The organism is Rhizobium sp. BK098 (assembly GCF_014193155.1).
In the GTDB taxonomy this organism is placed as follows: domain Bacteria; phylum Pseudomonadota; class Alphaproteobacteria; order Rhizobiales; family Rhizobiaceae; genus Rhizobium.
In genome coordinates this window covers 1-20,310 of the sequence record NZ_JACHYY010000019.1, presented here as the reverse complement: position 1 = coordinate 20,310, position 20,310 = coordinate 1, and the positions used below count along the sequence as shown (strand labels likewise).

The 20,310-nt window shown below is 55.7% G+C and carries 15 protein-coding genes; 12 read left to right on the top strand and 3 right to left on the bottom strand.

Features of this window, described 5'->3' with window-relative positions:
* Window positions 1–410 precede the first annotated feature (410 nt).
* From FHT73_RS27705 to FHT73_RS27680, 6 genes are all read left to right on the top strand, one after another.
* Window positions 411–1,718 carry an O-antigen ligase family protein gene (locus FHT73_RS27705; protein ID WP_183716230.1) on the top strand — a complete coding sequence of 436 codons (1,308 nt, stop codon included), beginning with the start codon at window positions 411–413 and terminating at the stop codon, window positions 1,716–1,718.
* An 8-nt stretch (window positions 1,719–1,726) separates the two neighbouring features.
* On the top strand, window positions 1,727–3,856 hold the full coding sequence (locus FHT73_RS27700; protein ID WP_183716229.1) for a right-handed parallel beta-helix repeat-containing protein: 2,130 nt from the start codon (window positions 1,727–1,729) through the stop codon (window positions 3,854–3,856).
* A 707-nt stretch (window positions 3,857–4,563) separates the two neighbouring features.
* Window positions 4,564–5,421 carry a WecB/TagA/CpsF family glycosyltransferase gene (locus tag FHT73_RS27695; protein WP_183716228.1) on the top strand — a complete coding sequence of 286 codons (858 nt, stop codon included), beginning with the start codon at window positions 4,564–4,566 and terminating at the stop codon, window positions 5,419–5,421.
* A 15-nt stretch (window positions 5,422–5,436) separates the two neighbouring features.
* A complete protein-coding gene (locus FHT73_RS27690; RefSeq protein WP_112611252.1) occupies window positions 5,437–6,831 on the top strand; it encodes a sugar transferase in 1,395 nt (464 codons plus the stop codon).
* Between the two features lie 45 nt (window positions 6,832–6,876).
* Window positions 6,877–7,920 (top strand): UDP-glucuronic acid decarboxylase family protein, encoded by a 1,044-nt coding sequence (locus FHT73_RS27685; RefSeq protein ID WP_183716227.1) that lies wholly within the window; start codon window positions 6,877–6,879, stop codon window positions 7,918–7,920.
* Between the two features lie 4 nt (window positions 7,921–7,924).
* A complete protein-coding gene (locus FHT73_RS27680) occupies window positions 7,925–9,754 on the top strand; it encodes a glycosyltransferase (RefSeq protein WP_183716226.1) in 1,830 nt (609 codons plus the stop codon).
* Between the two features lie 216 nt (window positions 9,755–9,970).
* Here the strand turns inward: FHT73_RS27680 and FHT73_RS27675 are convergent, their stop codons facing one another.
* Complete coding sequence (locus tag FHT73_RS27675; RefSeq protein ID WP_112611246.1) at window positions 9,971–10,756, bottom strand: response regulator transcription factor; 786 nt, start codon at window positions 10,754–10,756, stop codon at window positions 9,971–9,973.
* 538 nt (window positions 10,757–11,294) lie between these two features.
* On the opposite strand from FHT73_RS27675, the gene FHT73_RS27670 reads away from it, so the two are divergent.
* The 6 genes from FHT73_RS27670 to FHT73_RS27645 are packed head-to-tail and all read left to right on the top strand — an operon-like array spanning window position 11,295 to window position 16,828.
* Entirely contained in the window at window positions 11,295–11,804 is a 510-nt protein-coding gene (locus tag FHT73_RS27670) for an acyltransferase (RefSeq protein ID WP_112399393.1), read from the top strand.
* Complete coding sequence (locus FHT73_RS27665; RefSeq protein WP_112611244.1) at window positions 11,801–12,838, top strand: Gfo/Idh/MocA family oxidoreductase; 1,038 nt, start codon at window positions 11,801–11,803, stop codon at window positions 12,836–12,838. The genes FHT73_RS27670 and FHT73_RS27665 overlap by 4 nt, the downstream gene beginning before the upstream one ends.
* Complete coding sequence (locus FHT73_RS27660) at window positions 12,835–13,938, top strand: DegT/DnrJ/EryC1/StrS family aminotransferase (protein ID WP_112611242.1); 1,104 nt, start codon at window positions 12,835–12,837, stop codon at window positions 13,936–13,938. The genes FHT73_RS27665 and FHT73_RS27660 overlap by 4 nt, the downstream gene beginning before the upstream one ends.
* Complete coding sequence (locus FHT73_RS27655; RefSeq protein ID WP_183716225.1) at window positions 13,928–14,653, top strand: acyltransferase; 726 nt, start codon at window positions 13,928–13,930, stop codon at window positions 14,651–14,653. Before FHT73_RS27660 ends, FHT73_RS27655 begins: the two co-directional genes overlap by 11 nt.
* Window positions 14,643–15,617: an NAD-dependent epimerase/dehydratase family protein gene (locus FHT73_RS27650; protein ID WP_183716223.1), complete on the top strand. Its 975-nt coding sequence runs from the start codon at window positions 14,643–14,645 to the stop codon at window positions 15,615–15,617. Before FHT73_RS27655 ends, FHT73_RS27650 begins: the two co-directional genes overlap by 11 nt.
* Entirely contained in the window at window positions 15,614–16,828 is a 1,215-nt protein-coding gene (locus FHT73_RS27645; RefSeq protein WP_183716222.1) for a DegT/DnrJ/EryC1/StrS family aminotransferase, read from the top strand. Before FHT73_RS27650 ends, FHT73_RS27645 begins: the two co-directional genes overlap by 4 nt.
* 41 nt (window positions 16,829–16,869) lie before the next feature.
* On the opposite strand, the gene FHT73_RS27640 is transcribed toward FHT73_RS27645, so the two are convergent.
* On the bottom strand, window positions 16,870–18,318 hold the full coding sequence (locus FHT73_RS27640) for an O-antigen translocase (protein ID WP_183716246.1): 1,449 nt from the start codon (window positions 18,316–18,318) through the stop codon (window positions 16,870–16,872).
* 259 nt (window positions 18,319–18,577) lie between these two features.
* Complete coding sequence (locus FHT73_RS27635; RefSeq protein ID WP_183716220.1) at window positions 18,578–19,888, bottom strand: SLBB domain-containing protein; 1,311 nt, start codon at window positions 19,886–19,888, stop codon at window positions 18,578–18,580.
* Between the last annotated feature and the right edge of the window lie 422 nt (window positions 19,889–20,310).

The window sequence follows — 20,310 nt, the reverse complement described above, 5'->3', positions numbered from 1 at the left end:
CCATAAGAGTCCCAACCATTCTATACCTCAACTGCGGATTGTCAGTCGCGCCAGAACTATTGCCTTGCTTGACCGGAAGCTGCGGCTCAGCGCCGCGCTTTCGTGGTTAGCGCCCATCATCAAGCTACTGATGAATGATCACGGGTAACATCTGCTCTTATTGGCAAGCCGGTCGACCCGGCCATTCACCCTTTGGGGAATAGGTCGACTGAGAGCTCAAACGCACCACCGTCTTTTGATGGAGGGCATAAGCGTTAGAATTACCCCCACCTTCATTTGCATTAGTTGACTGCGGAGGTGGCCGGATGATTGTTCTTTGGTGATTAGCGCAGCTATGAGACGGAACCCATGTCTTTCCAAATTGCCGCGATCAACACTCACTTGGTTGTCCAAGCCAGCTGGGACCGACGATGAGGCCGAATGCGCCCGAAGTTGCGAGTAGGTTGGCCTTCGGTTGGCGAGCCATAGAATGTTGGGGCGCCGCCATGTCTCTTTTTCTTCAGACCGGTGCGCTTTTTCCGCTTATGTTGGCCGATGCCGCCGGCGACCTCAACGATTCGGCCAAATCCATATTGCGTCTCCTCTGCCTGCCCGTATATGCATATACCCTATTGATGCTGATGCGGAACTTTCCGCAATTTCGGATCGCACTAAGGCGGAATCTTTTTGTCCCTGTGATGGTTGCCTTGCCGTTTGTGTCTGTCTTCTGGTCCGTCGGCCCGTCGACGACCTTGCGGCGTGCCGTCGCACTCCTGTTTACAATGCTTCTGGCCTATGTGCTGGCGATACGTTTCACTCCGAGGCAGTTGCTTCTACTCGCATTCGCAACGTTTGGAACGTGCATCGTCCTTAGCCTGGTCATCTTTGCAGCGTCACCGCACCTGGCACGCATGCCCGATGGGGCGATACGGGGTATCTTCATTCACAAGAATAATCTCGGTTGGTATGCCAGTATAACGATACTTGCGGCGACCGCCGTACTGATGGACGGTGCTCTAAGCTTGCGGCGAACTGCTTTGGCTCTGTTGATCGCAGGCGTGGTGTGTCTCGTAGGCTCAGGGTCTGTGACCGCGATAATTGTGACGGCATCGTCATACTGTTTGATCGGCTTCTACTCCATCTTACCACGAATCCGCGACGTCAGCCGTATCGTCTTTGTTCTGATTTCTGTTCAGATAGCAGCAGGTCTCCTGATTTCGTTGCATGAATTCCTTGTGCCGTTCTTGGAAGCTCTTGGCAAGGATTCTACTTTGACGGGCCGCCTGCCGCTATGGGAGCTGGTTGATGGTCAGATAGGTGATCATCTGCTGCTCGGTTTCGGCTATCAGGCATTTTGGACTGAATCGAATCCCGAAGCATGGGTTATCTGGGGAAAGCTCCAATGGATGGCTCCCCACGCTCATAATGGATTCCGCGATACCATGTTGAACTTCGGAATAACCGGAATGGCTTTGTTCGTCCTGATGCTTTTCCACGCGGTGCATCAAGGCGCGGCTCTTCATTGTCACGATCGGAAATATGGTTGGCTGTGGTTAAACGTCTTCACGGTCGCGATTTTGGTGATGAATCTGACCGAGAGCACGTTCTTTCTTCAGAACGACGCCATTTTCGTTCTATTTGCCACGGCGATCATCATGTTCTCGCTATATGCGCCCGTCGTCTCGAGCAATTCGGCTTCAGTGCGTCAGCCGTCCGCGGGCTGCATAATAATGGAGTAGCAAATCTTATGAGGTTGCGCTTCGCTCCGATCCTGAGCATTTTGCTTGCGACGCCGCTTCTACCGTCAGATGCGCTGGCATGGTCGAGTTCGGACGCTGATGCACCCGACCGGCTGCAAACGGCAATCAGCGAAGCGACTTGTGCGGAAGCTGCGCCAGCGAGCTTATCGGCCAAGCTGCAGGGGACTTCCCTGAGCGATTTATTGGCCAGCGCACCCGCGGCCCGGACCATACTCTACGTTTCTCCAGATGGCAAAGACACTTGGAGCGGCCTCCTTCCCAAAGCAAATTCTCAACGCTCCGATGGTCCTTTTGCCACAATTGAGAGGGCGCGCGATGCCGCGCGCGCGAAGGGCGGCCAAAGCACGATCGCGATGGGCAATGGAGATTACTATCTCACTCAATCGATCGTCTTTGACTCTCGTGATTCCGGCCTGATCATTACTTCGAGATGCAACCAGACGCCGGTCCTGCACGGCGGCCCGCTTGTGGGGCATTGGGTGTTGCAGGCCGACGGTCGTTGGACGGCATCCCTGAAATTATCTCCAGATAAGGCGGTGGGCGACCTTTTCGTAGATGGGGTCCTCCAGACGCAAGCTCGTTTTCCCAATGCTCCCCTTGATGGAGATCCGCGGAAAGGGTGGCTGTTTGCGGCCAAGTGTGGAACAGATAGCAATGCCTGGCAAGGCAATACGCGTTTTTGCTTTCACAGAGGCGACTTACCGGCGTTAAGCGATGAAAAAGGGCTTGTCGCGAACATCGTGGGTGGCTTTCGCCCCGGAAGCCAGTGGGGTAGCGACACGCTCCCAGTGGTCTCAATCGACACCGCAACCCAGACCATTCATACCAAGGGCACCGCTTATTTCTTCACTGAGGAAGGCAGTCGCTATTTTTTAACCGGCGCGGCGGCCTTCCTCGATGCCCCCGGCGAATGGTGGTACGACAGCCATGGCGGAAAGTTCGACTACATTCCTACGGGCCGATTTTTACCCAGTTCCAAGGTCGTCGCCGGCCTTCTGCCTACGTTCTTCAGGCTGAATGGAGCCGATGGAATGGCTGTGTCAGGCCTTCACTTTCGTGATGGAGCCCCGCAGGGTAGCGGCAAGTTCGAGACCGACACCAGAGGGTTTGGCGCCATACGGCTCGAACATGCCGATCGCGTCAAGCTGCTCGGCAACGTGATCGAAAACGTCGGCGTTGGAATCCACGTGGCCGAAAGCAAGGATGTTCTGATCGCGGGCAATGCGATCGGAAATGTGGCCGGTAACGGGATTTACCTTGGCACGGCCTATGGTACCTTCGGCAAATCCGATCGTGCCAGGATCCTGTCGAACCATATCCATGATATCGGAAGGGTTTATTTTGAAACTGCGGGGATATGGTTCCAGGCGGCAGACGATATCAGGATAGCTCACAACTTGATCGAACACGCCGCGCAGTTCGGTATAGCTGGTGGTTCCCTATGGGGGCCTCAGGACGCTGTGCATGACGCGATCATCGAATATAACATGATCCGCAACGCCAATCAGCAAACGGCGGATGGTGGGGCCATCAAGATGATGGGCGAGCAGTCCGATCCCCTGAACAGCAGTATCCGCTACAATTTGGTCACCGGCACAGACCAGCTTATGAACAGGGCCGATGGTACATTCTGGCCACCCCGATATGAAAATATCGATGAATGGCCGTCTCCTATCAGTTGGGCCATCTACACCGACGGGAAGGCCAGTGGGGTACGCATCGAGGGCAATACTCTCTCCGACAACGTATCGGCGATTGGCATCAATGGCGGCTGGAGCAACTTGGTGATAGGAAACATCATTCGAGGTGGATCCGGCGCAGCCTTTCGCGTTGACGACGGCACCGGGATAGGATGGCATCCCCCTTGGGCAGATCCAAATCGGATCGAGGACAATATCGTATCCGTCGAAAGTGGCAACGGGCTTGCCGCTTATGTTTATGCGCCCGACCACAAGCCGGGCTCGGTACGATTCGCACGCAATCGCTACAGCGGTAATCTAAACGACAAAAGCTTCCGAATACATCCCAGGATCCTGCCATCCGGGGAGTTTGGCAGCCTAGGCGATCTTCAGAAAGCTGGCGTGGACTCCGGCAGCGTCCTGTCGGGTTCGCAATAAAGGCGTTTCCCGGCACGAGCGGCTTTCCTGCCGGAGACAGGGGTTCCAGCTGTGTCGATTTAGAAAACTCTACTGCCATTTCATGCGCGTTGCCGGTGAGTGAATCTATTGGCGCGGCTCGACGCGCGATTGGTCAACGACGCCAAGCGACTTTGGTTGTCGACCATCCTCGCGAATGTGGCGACCGGGTCTCTAGCCTTCCCTCAATCCGCATCCGCAACGGGGAGAGAAAGTTCAGCAAAAACGGCTACACATTCGCGCACAAGTACCTCGTCGCATACGACTTCAAAGCCTATTGGGCCCAAAACTCATCAAGCACTGCTTCGACAAGTTCAATACTTCCGTCGCGTCGCGACCCGTCACCACATATGCCATCAACTTCCTAGGGCCCATCCATCTATCCGCCGTCTTCGTCTGGATTTGATGAATGGTCGATGCAGCTCAGAACTGCTCAGAATTATTTGCGCGAAAGCAACTATCTTGTGCAGCGCCGCGAGCGTCACACCGTTCTTTTAGTGTTGAGGTCATCCAAAAGAGCAAGGCGGTCGACCAAGATGTATGTGCCTTACTTCAAATATCGTAGTTCATGTCAGCGCCGAGTTACAAATAGGCAGTCTTTTTACGTCCAATAGCTGCGATGGTAACTATGGAGGCAATCGGCCTGGCGTCATATCCTTGCGTCAGTTCAGGTCGTGAAGGCATAAGCCATGAGAGTGCAAACGTCGGACAGCAGGCAAACTTCAGCTCCCAATTCAATGGGCTCATTTGAATGGACCAATGTCCTCGGTGTTCGCATTTCGGCGGTCAATCTTAAAAGCGCGACCGGACTCATTCAAAAGGCGGTTGCGGAGGGAAAGAAAGAATATGTGTGCGTTCGCGACGCACACGGCGTCGTCCGCTGTCAAACGGACCCCGAGCTTCGGTCTGTTCATAATCGGGCGTTCCTAGTGACACCTGACGGCATGCCGTTGGTATGGGCATTGAAGCATGCTGGCCATTCGGAAAGCGGCAGGGTTTACGGACCTGATCTGATGCTATCTGTTTTTGAGGCCGGCAGAGCCAACGGCCTACGCCACTTCATCTATGGTGCAACTACGAAGACGCTTGAGCAGCTGCAGGCGCGACTCCTGCTAAGATTTCCGGAGGCGCTGATAGTCGGCTCCTATGCGCCGCCTTTTCGCGAACTGTCTAAGCAAGAGGAAGGCGATATCGTTGACCGGATCAATCGATCGGGCGCCGATATCATCTGGGTGGGACTCGGCAGCCCCAAGCAGGAACTCTGGATGGCGCGCATGCGCGAGCGCCTGGATGCTTCGATGCTCATCGGCGTCGGAGCTGCCTTCGATTTCCACGCAGGTCTCAAGCGGCAAGCTCCGAGGATAATCCAAAGAAGTGGTTTTGAATGGGCGTTCCGCCTTCTATGCGAGCCGCGGCGGCTGTGGCTGCGTTATGCGGTCGTCGTGCCTACCTTCATCTCACTGACTATAGTCCAGAGACTGGGGCTTCGGACGTTTCCGATCGCTGATGAGGTTGGTGGATCGAGCGCGTCGAGACAACGAATGTAGGGGAGTAAAACCATCATGTCCTCATTTGCGTCGCCGGCGTCTGTCCGACCCGTAACAAACCCCGCAAAGGTCGCCGAATCCCGTAAGCAGAGCCGGCTTGCTACGTCGTCACTTTTGGTCGCTGGCGATGTCGCGAGCTATCTCATCGCTTATTTTCTTCTTCTGCCGTTTCTTCCGAACGGTTCCGAGAACGCGGTTCTGGAGCGTGTTTTCGCTTTCGCAGCCTTGGCGGCGATCATTCTCTATGCATCGGACGCTCTCTATCCTGGATATCGGCTTCATGACCACGAGCATCTGCGCCGCCGCACGATAGCTTCCGTGAAAGTGGCTGTCTTTGCGGCGCTCGGGGCGATCCTCCTGCCAGAAGGATCGCGATTGCTGATTGGCGTCCTTGGCTTTGTTGGCCTCGGGCTGATTGTTCAACCTGTCCTGCATTGGGTCGTACGAGACCTGTGCCGGAGGCTTGGAATCTGGGGAGAACGGGCGGTAATCATAGGGAACCGCAATCGTATGCCCGCTCTCATGGCGCATTTCACCGACCATTGGCAGTATGGCATCAGGCCGGAATTCTATTCACCCGACGCTTTGGAAATATCACTCGAGGACGGGCCATCCATTGCCCTGATTGCGGGGGACACGGGCTCCCTTGCTGCCGAGTTGGCGACGATGCGTCGAAAGTTCGCCGAAGTCATTTTGCTGTCCGACACGCCGAGGCTCAAGGTAAGCGGTTTGCGACCTGCGGATATCGGCGGAGAGATCGGCGTTCGCCTCATCAGCGGGGGGAGTTGGGTCAACTCGGATCTGGTTCGCCGGATCCTCGATCTCGCAATTGCCATCCCCGCAATGATAGTGGCCGCGCCATTCGTAGCGTTTGCAGCGGTCGCAATCTATGCCATCGATCCAGGTCCCGTCTTCTTTCGACATACCAGGGAAGGGCGGTCCGGCAAGCCGGTGCGCGTACTGAAATTGAGGACAATGTATCAAGATGCGGAGCAGCGTCTTGAAGCCTTATTCCGGGACAACCCTGCCATGCGAGCCGAGTGGTTGAGCCACTTCAAGCTCCAGGATGACCCGCGCATCCTTCCGGTTATAGGTCATTTGCTGCGCTCTTGGAGCATCGATGAGCTCCCGCAGTTGGTGAACATCGTTGCGGGTCAGATGGCCATCGTCGGACCTCGCCCGTTTCCGGACTACCACCTTCGGGCCATGGACGGCGAATTTCGAGACAAGCGGCGCTCCGTCATGCCGGGGCTCACAGGCCTTTGGCAAATATCCGAACGAAGCAACGCGGACATCGAACTGCAGCAGCAACTCGACGAATATTACATCGACAACCGGTCCCCATGGTTGGACTGCCAAATTCTTCTCAGCACAATCCCTGCGGTCTTTAAAGGCAGGGGAGCCTACTGACCATCCTCGCCATCTGCGAGGCAACCATCAACAATGGAGCACACAATGCATGGACAAAGGCGAATTATGGTAACCGGTGGCACCGGCTTCCTGGGGTCATTCTTGTGCGAAAGGCTTCTGCGAGAAGGCAATGACGTCCTTTGCGTGGACAATTACTACACCGGATCACGTGAAAATGTTCTGCATCTTCTTGACGATCCCCGCTTTGAGATTCTTCGCCACGACATCACCTTCCCGCTTTATGTGGAGGTCGACGAGATCTACAACCTCGCCTGCCCAGCATCACCGGTCCACTACCAGTTCGATCCCGTGCAGACCGTGAAGACCAATGTGCATGGGGCCATCAACATGCTCGGCTTGGCCAAACGCACCAAGGCGAAGATCTTCCAGGCATCCACGAGCGAAGTTTATGGCGATCCGACAGTCCACCCTCAGACTGAGGATTATCGAGGCAGCGTCAATCCCATAGGCCCGCGAGCTTGCTATGATGAAGGTAAGCGGTGCGCCGAAACTCTGTTTTTCGACTATCATCGTCAATACGGCGTGGAAATCCGCGTGGCCCGGATCTTCAACACATACGGGCCACGAATGCAGACCAATGACGGCCGAGTCGTCTCCAATTTCATCGTTCAGGCGCTTCGAGGCGAGCCGATCACCATCTTCGGAAACGGCACGCAGACACGGTCGTTCTGTTATGTGGATGATCTGATCGACGGCTTCATCCGTCTAATGGGTGCGCCCACCGGGGTGACGGGTCCAATTAATCTCGGCAACCCTGTAGAATTCCAGGTGCGTGAATTGGCCGAAATGGTGATCGAAATGACGGGATCGAAATCAGGCATCGCCTTCAAGCCTCTGCCGGCGGACGACCCGACACAGCGGAAGCCGGATATCAGCTGCGCAACGAAGGAACTTGGCTGGCAGCCGACGGTGAGCCTGCGTGAAGGGCTCGAGAGAACGATCGCCTATTTCGAGTGGAAGCTTTCGGGAGGGGTGGGGAACATGCTCAGCGCCAATTCCTTGCACCAGGCTTATCCGCATCAGCTGCTTCCGAACGCCGGCCTTCCCGTTTCAGAAGCCATCAGATAAGGACATGGATAGCAACGCAGATCATCAAAAACCAAGGCTCGTTTTCTTTCAGTGGGATCATCATCCCAATGTGAACGGCGCCGGTTACCTGCTGCTGCATATGCAGCAGCAGGTCAAATGCCTTGAGACGCACTTCGATGTCGTCGTCATAAACCACGACTGTGATTACGCTGAGATCTGCGACAGGTACGAACCGGATCTGACGCTGTTTGAAAGCGGCTATCGGTCACATGGTTCGCGGCGGATAAAAATCACCAACACCCGTTCTCATATCGACGTCCCGAAGCTTGGCCTTCATAATGCCGATCCATGGTGCGATCGGCGCACCGGGTTCCTTTCCGATATGGAGCAGTGGGGTATCGATACATATTTCTCGATCGGAACGATGACACCAGAATATATGCCGGAGTTGAAGGAGAACCTATTCGTCTGGCCCAATTTCATCGATCCCGAGATTTACCACGACTATCGCCAGCACAAGATCATACCGGTTACGCTAACGGGCCAGGTCAGTGGCCTGTACCCTTGGCGAGAGAAGGTCTTCCCGTTAATCCGCGACCGTTACCCCTGCCTAGTATCACCGCAACACACATATGAGAGCAAGCTTGCCTCCCAGCAGCTATCGGGAGAGGCCTATGCGCGCGTCCTCAACGCAAGCCTCGTCGTCCCTACATGCGGAACTGTTGCTGGAGAGGTTGTGCGGAAGCACTTTGAGATTCCAGGGGCGAATGCCTGTTTAGTGACGGAACGCACGGCAGCAGTGGAGACGGCTGGCTTTACCGATATGGAGAACTGTGTCTTTGCCGACCACCGCAACGTTGTGGACCGACTAGACTATCTCTTTGCTCATCCCGACGAAGTACAACGAATTGCTGCAGCCGGTTATAATTTGATCCACTCGCGTCATACGCTGAATGACAGGCCGCAAATATATCAATGGTTCATGTTGAACAAAGGCCTGCGATCCGACGAAAAAATCATCCAGCCCGGACCATTCAGCGATCTTATCAAGGTGGAGCGTACCTCACAGCGAGAGAGCATCCGCATTATCGGGGAAGCGAGTGATCGCGCTTTACTGAAGCAAGGCGATTTTCTTCTTGAACAGGACAGAGTGGAGGAGGCCAAGCAGTGCTATATCCGCTGCCTGGACTACGTTTCTTATCTGCCTGAAGCCAAATTCCGTCTCGCCATATGCGCATTGCGGCAGGGCGATGCTGATCGCGCCTACGGCCTTCTGGTCAACATGGTCAAGGTAACGATGATTGACTATGGGGCGGCCGACCCGGACCCAGTCGAATGGGCGTATTTCCTACTTGCCATGATCTGTAGAGGCCACCTTGATCAGGCGCGCAGGCTGCAAGACTTTTATCCACGCTTATCCCACGACGAACTCAGGCGCGCTCGCATTGTCCTTGATCAACTCGACCGCAAGGATGAGCGTGTTAGTTCCAGCCAGCATTGCAGCGATCGAAAAAGCATTCACCAAATCCCTAAACGGAGCGATCCCGAGTGGCTTGCCTGGTTCTCCGATATTCTCGATCGCTGTCAGCAGCCAGATCTTGCAAAGGTTCTTCGTCATGTTGCCTTTGAAGGCGGCGGAGCGGCCGAGACCGTACCGTCTCTACACTCCAAACGCGACGTTGATTGGCATCTGCGGTTCTACTCAGCCGCGGATAGCCTGATGATTAAACTGCACCTGAGTGACTTCAGACCAAACGTACCACCCCTCCCGGAATTTCAGTATCTTTGGCAGCTTGCACGCGGCTTGGTCCCTCATTCGCAGAGAAGCGCGTTGCGGAGGATCCGAATGGCGTTTTCCAGGCTTTCTCTATGACCGTTGGTAATTACTATGGGTGATATTAAGTAAGAAGCACCTTACAATCACGCCTGTGCATGAGGTCGCCGCAGGCGAGACCTTCGGGGCCGCCCATCCGAGAGACCTCGGCACTAGATCTCAGTCTTGGTCAGTGCGTTTGTTTTGCGCCACCAACTATGGTTCAAAGCGAGCAATCGCTTATGATGTGAAGGAAGTCTTGAGTGGCTGGGGACATCAGAGCTGCGCTCTATTCGCCCCCGACCCCGTAGGCTTGTCCAAGAGATGGTTAAGCTTGAATACGACTTCGGTTCGGTTCGTTGCTTTGAGCTTTTTCATGATGTTGCGAACATGCACTTTAACGGTGCTTTCGCGCAGTTTGAGCTCGTAGGCAATGATCTTGTTCGCTTTTCCGCGCCGGAGCGCCTCTACGACTTCGGCCTGGCGATCCGTGAATATGTCGGCCAATGGGCGGGTGGTTGAGTTGCTCGACTCCAGTAGGTGATGCATGGCGAATAGGGCGCTTGCAGGCACAAAAAGTCCGCCGGCCACGGACAAAGCGATCAGTTCCATGCACACGCGAATGCTGACCAACGTAGGTATATAACCCTTGGCCCCCAATTCGAACGCCTTCACGATTTGGGTGAAATCGTCACTATCCGCCAATATGATGACTGGTGTCGGATCGAATTCCGACGAAAGACTTTTGATATGCTCCGAAACTGCAGGCTCGTCGATCTTTTTGCCACCGATGTTTAAGAGGATTGCTGCAAGCGGGGGATACTCGTCGCGTTTTTGCTTCCACTCCTCAATCGATCCAAATGCCAGGATAAGCAAATCCGTCTTATGGACGGCCATGCATTGCGCAAGGCATTGCCTATCCAATTCACGGTTGTCGAGTATGACGAGCGAGCGCATTGGCTCTGGCGGCAGGGTAAGTGCCGTCGAACCGTTCTCTATCTTGAGGGGAGGAGCTGCGTTTTCCTGCCGAAGGTTCAAATTTTGTATAAGCGCTGAATTCACCGCTTCATCCTCCCTTACCTAGTTTCTCCGCCACTAAGGCGAAACATTTAGCCCCTCTTTGATCCGTGGGCTCTGTAAATACATTAAATTAGGAATTGAATAACATAGTTTATAAAGAATTACACTAAGAAATATACAACAACAAAATAGAACTTTCGCGAGAAATAATAAAATAGTTCTATTCATAAATGAAACTTGTTAGATACTACACTTGTCTTAGAGGTATTTAGCGGTGATTTAAATTTTAAATTCAATCAGTAAGATTGTCGCGACAACACGGACGAAAACTGTGCTCATGGTGTCGCGATTGAGCGAGATATATTACAAATGTTATTGTGCATCATACATTTTGTGGTTCTCCTTCATAAAAAGATACGTCGTTAGGTGAACCAGCTCAAACGTATTGTTTCTTTACTCGGTTGATAAAAACATTTCTCTTGGAAGGAAGAAATATCGGCCCTGTAGCAAAGAAAGCTTGAGCGCAAATCACGCGATTGCAGGTTTCAGCTGAAAATCAGGGCCTGTTTAGGGGGACAGGATGATCGCATCAAACGTCAACCTGGAAGACGGCGTCGTTATCCATCATCCGGACCTTGTGAACCTTTATGGCTGCACAATCGGCTCAGGAACGCGCATCGGTACCTTCGTTGAGATTCAGAAAAACGTTGTGATCGGAAAAAACTGCAAGATCTCCAGCCATTCCTTCCTCTGCGAGGGGGTGACCCTGGAAGATGGCGTTTTCATAGGCCACGGAGTCATGTTTACAAACGACATTTACCCGCGTGCCGTTAATCCGGATAGCAGCCTCCAGACGGAGGCCGACTGGATGGTCATCCCTACGCTGGTTAAGCGCCACGCGTCGATCGGCAGCAACGCCACCATTCTGCCTGGTGTGATGATCGGAGAAGCTGCGCTGGTCGGCGCCGGAGCGGTTGTGACAAAGGATGTGCCCGCCGGCGGCATCGTCGCTGGCGTCCCGGCCAGAATAATCGGTCGCGTGAATGGTGGGCCAGACGATGATATGCATGCGTTGGAGGGAATGCGATGATCGGCATCGCTGTTGTGGGGTATGGATATTGGGGCCCTAATCTGGTTCGCAACATCTCGGAGGCGGCTGGAGCACGCCTCGTTTCGGTCTGTGATCTAAACAGCGAGCGACTGGCTGCTGTTCGGAGCCGCTATCCGGCAATAAAGACCACCGATAATTTCGAGGAAGTCTTACGCGATTCGACTGTGGATGCCATCGCAATCGCGACGCCCGTTTCAAGCCATTTCAGGCTTGCCATGCAGGCTTTGATGGCAGGAAAGCACGTTTTTGTCGAAAAGCCGATGGCCGCGACGGGGGAGGAAGCCGCGCGGATGGTCGACGAAGCAGCGCGCCGCCGCGTCGTCTTGGCCGTGGACCATACCTTCGTCCACACGGGCGCCGTTCGTAAGATGTGCGAACTCGTCGAAAGCGGCCTGGGAGACATGTATTACTACGACTCTGTTCGGGTCAATCTGGGGCTCTTCCAGCACGATGTCAGCGTCATTTGGGACCTCGCAGTGCATGATCTGTCTATCTTGGACTATGTCCTGCAGGAGAAGCCTGTGGCGGTTTCGGCCATGGGAATGAGCCATGTGCTGGGCGAACCGGAAAACATCGCCTATTTGACGCTTTTCTTCGAAAGTAAGCTCATCGCGCACATCCACGTGAATTGGCTGGCGCCGGTCAAAGTACGCCGCACGCTGATCGGCGGCAGCAATAAGATGATCGTCTACGACGATCTGGAACCAAGTGAAAAGATCAAGGTCTACGACAGGGGCATCACGCTGAACCCCAATTCTCTCGCATACGGCGAGAACGTCCATCAGATGTTGGTGGGCTATCGCAGTGGCGACATGTGGGCGCCCAAGCTTGATATGACCGAGGCATTGAAGCGCGAACTGGAACTGTTCGTCGATTGCATCGAGCAAAGTGCGCGGCCCATCACAGACGGCCTTGCCGGGTTGCGTGTCGTTCGCATCCTGGAAGCCGCGACCCGATCGCTCGCCCAGCGCGGCCGTATCGTTGAGCTCGAAGAGGTGAGGCGCATCGCATGATCCCCTTCCTGAACATCAAAGCACAATATGCGTCGATCAAGGACGAGATCGACGCGGCCGTGCTCAGTGTCCTGGCATCGGGCCAGTACGCATTGGGCGACGAGGTCGCGCGTTTCGAGCAGGAATTCGCGGACTATTGCAACGTCAAGCACGCGATTGCCGTCAACACCGGAACGAGTGCCTTGCATCTTGCCTTTCTTGCTGCGGGCATCGGCCCTGGCGATGAGGTCATTACCGTGCCGTTCACGTTTGTCGCAACCGCATCGGCAATCTGCTACACAGGCGCGCGACCCGTGTTCGTCGATGTTGAGCCGGTGACGCTCACAATGGATCCGGCCAGGATCGAGGCAAAGATTACGCCTCGGACGAAGGCCATTGTTCCTGTCCACCTTTACGGACAAATGGCGGATATGGACGCAATCAAGGCGGTTGCTGGCCACTACCGGATACCGATCATCGAAGATGCCTGCCAAGCCCATGGCGCGCGTTACAAAGGCGACCGTGCCGGCAGCATCGGTGTATCCGGCTGCTTCAGCTTCTATCCCGGCAAAAATCTCGGCGCCTGCGGCGAGGGGGGGATGGTCGTTACCAGCAGCGACGAGCAGGCCAAGACGATACGCATGCTGCGGGACTGGGGTCAGGAACAGCGCTATCACCATCTGCTGAAAGGCTTTAACTACCGCATGGACGCCATTCAAGGCGCAATCCTGCGTGTCAAGCTTCGGCATCTCGAAGCCTGGACCGAAGCGCGTCGTGCTCATGCCCGCCGCTACTCATCGCTGCTTGCCGGATCAGTGGATTTGATAACCCCTGTGGAAGCAGCCGACCGGCGTCACGTCTATCATGTCTATGCGATAAGAAGTCGCGATCGCGACGGGCTCCAGCGCGCGCTTAGCGCGGAAGGCATCCAATCCGGACTGCACTATCCCATTCCTGTTCACCTGCAGAAGGCCCATGCCGATCTTGGTTACAAAACCAATGATTTCCCAATCTCGGAGGACGCCGCACGGGAGGTTCTCTCGCTGCCGATCTATCCCGAGATGCCCGCGTGGCATCTTGACCAGGTGGTCGCCGCGCTGGAGCATGCCTATGTCAGTTAACCGCGCAGGGAAGACTCGACTCGTACAAGCGGTCCACGGCCGCCATGAAAAGCGGGCAGATCCGGCCTACCAGGCCGGGTTGGTCGAAGAACTCAGGCAATCCTACGGACGTGCCGGCCTGATCGAACTCTACGGTCGCTTCGCGACAGGCGAAGGGGTTGTCGACACCTTGATGCGGAAAGCTATCTGGCAAAGCATCGCGCGACGCTGCGGTGAAGCTTTGCACGTCTCAAGCGGCGCCGGCTTCAAACACCCCGAAACTTTCGAAATCGGCAACGGAGTGTTCATTGGAGCTCAGGCCTATATCCAGGGACGCTACGATGGCACATGCGTGATCGGGGACAACGTCTGGATCGGGCCGATGGCCTATTTCGACGCGCGTGATCTGGTGATCGAGGATTGCGTGGGGTGGGGGCCTGGCGCCAAGGTGCTTGGCTCGACCCACACAGCGCTGCCTGTGGACGTGCCAATCATTCGCACGGACCTGGAAATCAAACCGGTGCGCATCGGCGCATGGGCCGACATCGGAACGAATGCGACAATTCTTCCCGGCGTATGCATAGGGAAGGGCGCGATCGTTGGAGCGGGAGCAGTCGTTGTCTCTGACGTCGAGCCGTTTTCAGTCGTAGCCGGTGTGCCGGCGAGGTTCATACGTTGGCGCACCGACGCCGATCCGGTGATGGATATTTCGCGTGGGAAAGATCATGAGAGATAAACGGGTGCTCATTACCGGCGGAGCCGGTCTTATCGGTTCGCATATTGCCGATCTCGTTGCATTGGAAAAGCCGCGTGAGATTATCATCCTCGACAATTTCGTGCGCGGTCGCCGCGACAATCTCAGCACGGCAATAAGCCGCGGGCCGCTTAACATTATCGACGGAGATATCCGAGACAGATCGCTGTTGGCGAAAGTCTTCGAAGGCGTGGACATCGTCTTCCATCAGGCCGCCATCCGAATTACGCAATGTGCCGAAGAGCCGCGGCTTGCCTTCGAGGTTCTGGCGGAAGGCACATTCAATGTTCTCGAAGCTGCCGTTAAGGCAGGCGTCTCGAAGGTGGTTGCAGCCTCTTCCGCTTCGGTGCTGGGCCTTGCCGAGAGCTTTCCGACGACTGAAGAGCATCACCCTTACAACAATCGGACGATCTACGGCGCGGCGAAAACCTTCAACGAGGGGCTCCTTCGCAGTTTCGCGGAGATGTATGGGCTGCGCTATGTCGCGCTGCGCTATTTCAACGTCTATGGCCCACGAATGGACGTTTACGGGGCCTATACGGAAGTATTGATCCGCTGGATGGAGCGACTGGCGGCCGGAATGCCGCCCATCATCTACGGAGACGGCAACCAAACCATGGACTTCGTGCATGTCCGCGACATTGCGCGAGCTAACCTGTTGGCCGCGACGAGTGATGTCACGGACGAGGTGTTCAATGTCGCCAGCGGCAAAGAGACAAGCCTCCGGGAACTCGCGAAAATTCTGAGCGACGTCATGGGGGCCGCGCTCGAACCGCAGCACCTCGAGGCGCGGACGGTCAACGGCGTGACCCGTCGTCTTGCCGACACGGGCAAAGCCGAACGTCTTCTGGGGTTCAAGGCAGAGACGCAGATCGAGGAGGGACTTCGTGACCTCGTCGCGTGGTGGCGGCTGAAGACCGCACTGACAGGAGGTCAAGCTGCATGACACTATCGCTCTCTGCAATTCCAGTCGCCAAGCCCGTTCTCGGAGAAGAAGAGGCTGAGGCTGTTCGCCGCGTTATTCTGTCGGGATGGGTGACGCAGGGACCCGAAGTCGCAGCTTTCGAGCGTGAATTTGCGGCCTTTGTCGGCGCCACATACGCCTGCGCCGTTTCCAACTGCACGACTGCGCTTCATCTGGCCTTGAAGACGGTCGGCGTAGGCGCCGGTGATGAAGTCATTACGGTCAGCCATTCGTTCATCGCAACGGCGAACGCCATTCGATATTGCGATGGCGTGCCTGTTTTCATCGACATCGAGGCGGATGGTTACAACATCGACCCCAGTCAGATCGAAGCAGCAATCACATCCCGTACCAAGGCAATCCTGTGTGTGCATCAGCTCGGCATGCCTTGTGATCTCCGCGCCGTCGTGGAAATCGGGAGGCGCCACTCCATACCGATTATTGAAGATGCTGCCTGCGCGACGGGAAGCGAAATCTTCTGGAATGAGCGTTGGGAGAAGATCGGCAAGCCGCATGGCGATATTGCCTGCTTCTCTTTCCATCCCCGGAAGGTGATCACGACAGGTGATGGCGGCATGTTGACTACTGCTAATCCCGAATATGACCGAAAATTCCGGCTATGGCGCCAGCATGGCATGAGCGTCACCGATGCAGTCCGCCACGGTTCGAAACAGGTGATCTTCGAGAACTACGATGAATTGGGTTACAACTATCGTATGACCGATCTTCAGGCGGCGGTCGGACGGGTGCAGTTGCGGCGGCTGCCGGACCTAATTGCGCAGCGAAGGCGGCTTGCCGAACAGTATTGCGAGCGGCTTTCAACGATCGCCGGACTAACGCTGCCGATCGAGCCTGGCTGGGCTCGCAGTAACTGGCAGAGCTTTTGTGTGAGATTGCCTGATACGGTCGACCAACGAACAGTCATGCAGGCGCTACTCGATAAGGGGATCTCGACCCGGCGCGGTGTGATGAACATTCATCTGGAGGGAGCCTATACCAGCGCAGGCTTCCATCGTGCCGATAAAAGCTTGGTTCGAAGCGTGTCGGCACAGCGGCAAACGATAATTCTGCCGCTTTTTGTTCAGATGACGGACCTTGACATCATCAGGGTTGTCGAGGAACTGCGCAGATCCTTTGATGGAGGCGCCACCACAGACGCGATTTACCGCGATCGGAACATCGCTCTTGCGTGATGTAGCATTTGCATGCTGCAGGGCTCGATGCCCATCGTTTGTCACGCGGAATTCGTGATCCACCCCTTGATAAATGCGGGCACTGACTCGAGCGGAAGCAGTTCGACCAACATGCGCAGCGAGTACAGCCCGCTGAGAGCCACGGCGATGAAGCCAACTACCATCGCCGACCACGGCGGCAAGACCAAGAAGGCCGAAAATACCAATCCTGATGCGGGCAGGAAAAGCAGCGAGTGCCTGCGATTGGCTATGGACCAGCGGAAGCCGGTAAGCCGCCGCACGATCACGTAAATCAGGATACCGTGCCAGACATAGAGGCCAAAAAATGCCATGCCGGCTCCTGGCGCGCCGAGCTTTGATACGAAGAGCCACGCCAGCCCCACATGCACCAGCGTCGCCGCTACCTCGGTCCAGAAAAAAATAGTCTGCGCACCCTTCGCCACGACGATGAAACCCATCGGCCACGCGACGATCCTGAGCATCATTCCCAGGCATATCCAGCGAAGAAGTTCCACCGCTCCATGAAACTCCGCGGAGTAGAACAAACTCATCATGAGCGGCGCCAGTGTCAATGTGGCAAGCAGACCGGGGCCGGCCAACAGTATGCTGATTTCTGTCTGCTCATTGACCAGCCGGTTGCATTCGGCATGGTTGTCTGCGGTCGCAGTCAAGCGCGGATAGAAGTCAGTTCCCATCGCCTGCAAAATGAAGCCTGCGTAGAGACCGCCGAGCCCCCAGGCCGCCTGATATAATCCCGCGGCTACGGCGCCCCCTTCCTTGAGCATAATGAGGCGGATGGCATAGGCTGCGCCGAAGGTCAGCAGTCCGCTTGCCATGAAGACGATCCCGAGCCTGAACAATACGTTACCTTCCCGGCTAAACTGGCGCATCGACATCGGAGGCGGGCTTGCGCCTATCCGTCTGCTGTACCACCAGGTCGAAAGGGTTGTGACTGCTGCTACGGCCACGACGGAAGGCGCAATGGCGTAAGCACCGAAAAGGTAGATCAGCGGGACACTGATCAAGGTGCCGAGAAAACCTGCGAGCACGTTGATGCGCGCAAGATTTGCAATGCCCCGCAATCCTTGGATCAACGCAGTCTGTCCAGAAGATACCACGCGGAAGAATACGGCCAGGGAGAGCAGCGCAATGCCGCCGGCGTGCTGATAGTCGCCGAACGTAAAATTCGAGACCGGAAATGCCAGCGCAGCGAGGAAGAGTGCGCCAAACAAGCCGAGCACCATTGATATGCGTCTGAGCACTTTAGCCGACTGTGCGATCCTCGCGGGATCGTCGGTGCCGGCAGCCTCGGCGATCTGGCGTACCCCGCTGCCTCCCAATCCCAGGCCCGCTGCCGTTTGCGCAATATCGACGATGGACCCATAGAGGCCGATAAGCCCCACACCCTCCGGTCCGAGCAGAACAGCCAGAGCTTTGTTGCGGATGATGCTAAGGGCAACATTCACGAGCGAGGAGCCGCCCATCAGCATCGTCGACTTGAGGATCTGGGTATAAGTCTGACCGCTGGGTGGGATTGTGCGCAAAGTCGTCAGATATCCCTGGCCAGTTGTCTTGTGGGATTGGATCTCCGGTGTCTAACGGAACTCGGCTTTGCCGACTTGTCCTGATTGCTTGAGGTTTTGCCTTCGACCCAGCCCAAGTGGACGACCGCTTCCGCGTTGATCTTGCCTGTGGAGCGCAAGAAGCCAGCCGACAAAGGGCTTGATTGGAACACTTGCTTTTCGCTGATCATTGATTTGACCTATTGGCGAGCGTCTCAGGATCAGAAGAGAAATCAGAGGCGGCCTCAGACGAGGCGTCTGAAATGTGGTGCTGAACAACTCTCACGACATCGCCCGGTACCAACGTGGTTGTCTCAGAGGCTTCGAACTGTTTGATCTGTCCTTCACTCCGCCGGCTTACGGTAAAAGTGAGCGGAAGTTCTTCGCCTCGATTTTTTGCGCCGACGCCGGTCGCGAGGTCATCGACGAGTAGCCTTTGCGTCATCTCACGCTTCATTTTGAGCTGATCCAGATTTGCCCGTTCCGACTGCGCTTCGGAAGCGACTTCGCTCCGTCGCGTGTCAGACAATCCCTCAAGGTTCCGCGTTGTCTCGCTGATTGCCTGGCGGCCCCGCATGACGGCGGTGACGAGGTCAAGCTTATCGGAGCGGTAGGTCGTGAGCAATCGCTCCAGGTCCAGTTGACGCGACGAGAGCGCAAGGCCCTTCTCGACCAGGCCCTTAACGCTGCTCAGTTGGTCCTCGACCGATTTGATGTTGTCATCGGCACCTGCCAGCTTTTCCGTCAGTGTTGCGATCTCGGTGGTCAAAAGATCGCGCAATTCCGTGAGCGCCTTTGACTGCCTGTCCAGCGCGTTTGCGCGAGCTTGAAAGATAACCCTTTCCTCGTTGTCGATCCCGGCGACATATTGCTGGTCGACATCCGGCGCGTTGTCGAACGTTATCTCCTTCGCCCCCTCCATCTCTGCTTCTAGTCGCGATAACTTTGCCGCGCTGCGCAGGATGGAGTGATCGATTTCTCGCAATTCGCCTGCAAACCTGATCGACTGCGTTTGCGATTGGCTTTTTTCACGGAACGGGCCGCCGCTCATTGCAAGGGATTGCAGGACGGTAAGTCCTGGACGGAATTTGTACTCGCCAGGTGTGGTTACGTCCCCCACGACATAAATTGGGGGGTAGTCGAGAATTTCGATGGTGACTGCGGGTGGCTGAACCAAGCCGATTTTTTCCTGCAGACGCCTGGCAATCTCGCCTGTAACGCTGGCGCTGTCGCGGTTTACAACGGGAAGGGATCCTAGAAAGGGTAAAAGGACGGCACCTTCATCCGAGACTGTATATTCGCCCCCAAGCGCATCCCATCGTTCATATTGGCCTTTCGATTGAATCCATTGGACAACTGTCAGACGCATTCTAGTCTGCGAAACAAAGGGACCACCATCGGCGTGTGCTGGCGACATTGCTCCGAAGAGAAAGGCGACTACACCGATGACAGATGCAGCTCGAAAGAACAAGTGTGGAGAGTGGTGCGATAGCTTCATGTACATGTCCCGCCTGCGACGCTTCCCAAACGGACGCTGTTCCATACAAGGGGAGCTGCGAACGCCGGACGTTAAGTCCAAGGCCGCAACGCCAGTATGCAGCCTGGGGAAGCCTTGAGGAAGGTGGAGGTCGTTCGCCTTGCCTCATCATTATTGATGAGGTGGGGGAAGGTGCTTCAGCCTAAACGGAGCCGGGATATGTCTTCGCAGCGATATGGATGAAGCGCTGCAGAGGTCAGGAAGTTATACGCGCAGGCGCAGCATTTCTGGGCCTAAGACGATTACAGGTGAGGGGTCGGAAAGTATTCATAGTCGGCGAAGCCATTGAACGGTGGCGTCGCCTTAACGGATTTTGCTGAGCGAAATGATATCCGACCAGCATGACCGAAGAGCCGCTTAACCATTACCGCCGCCATCGCTTT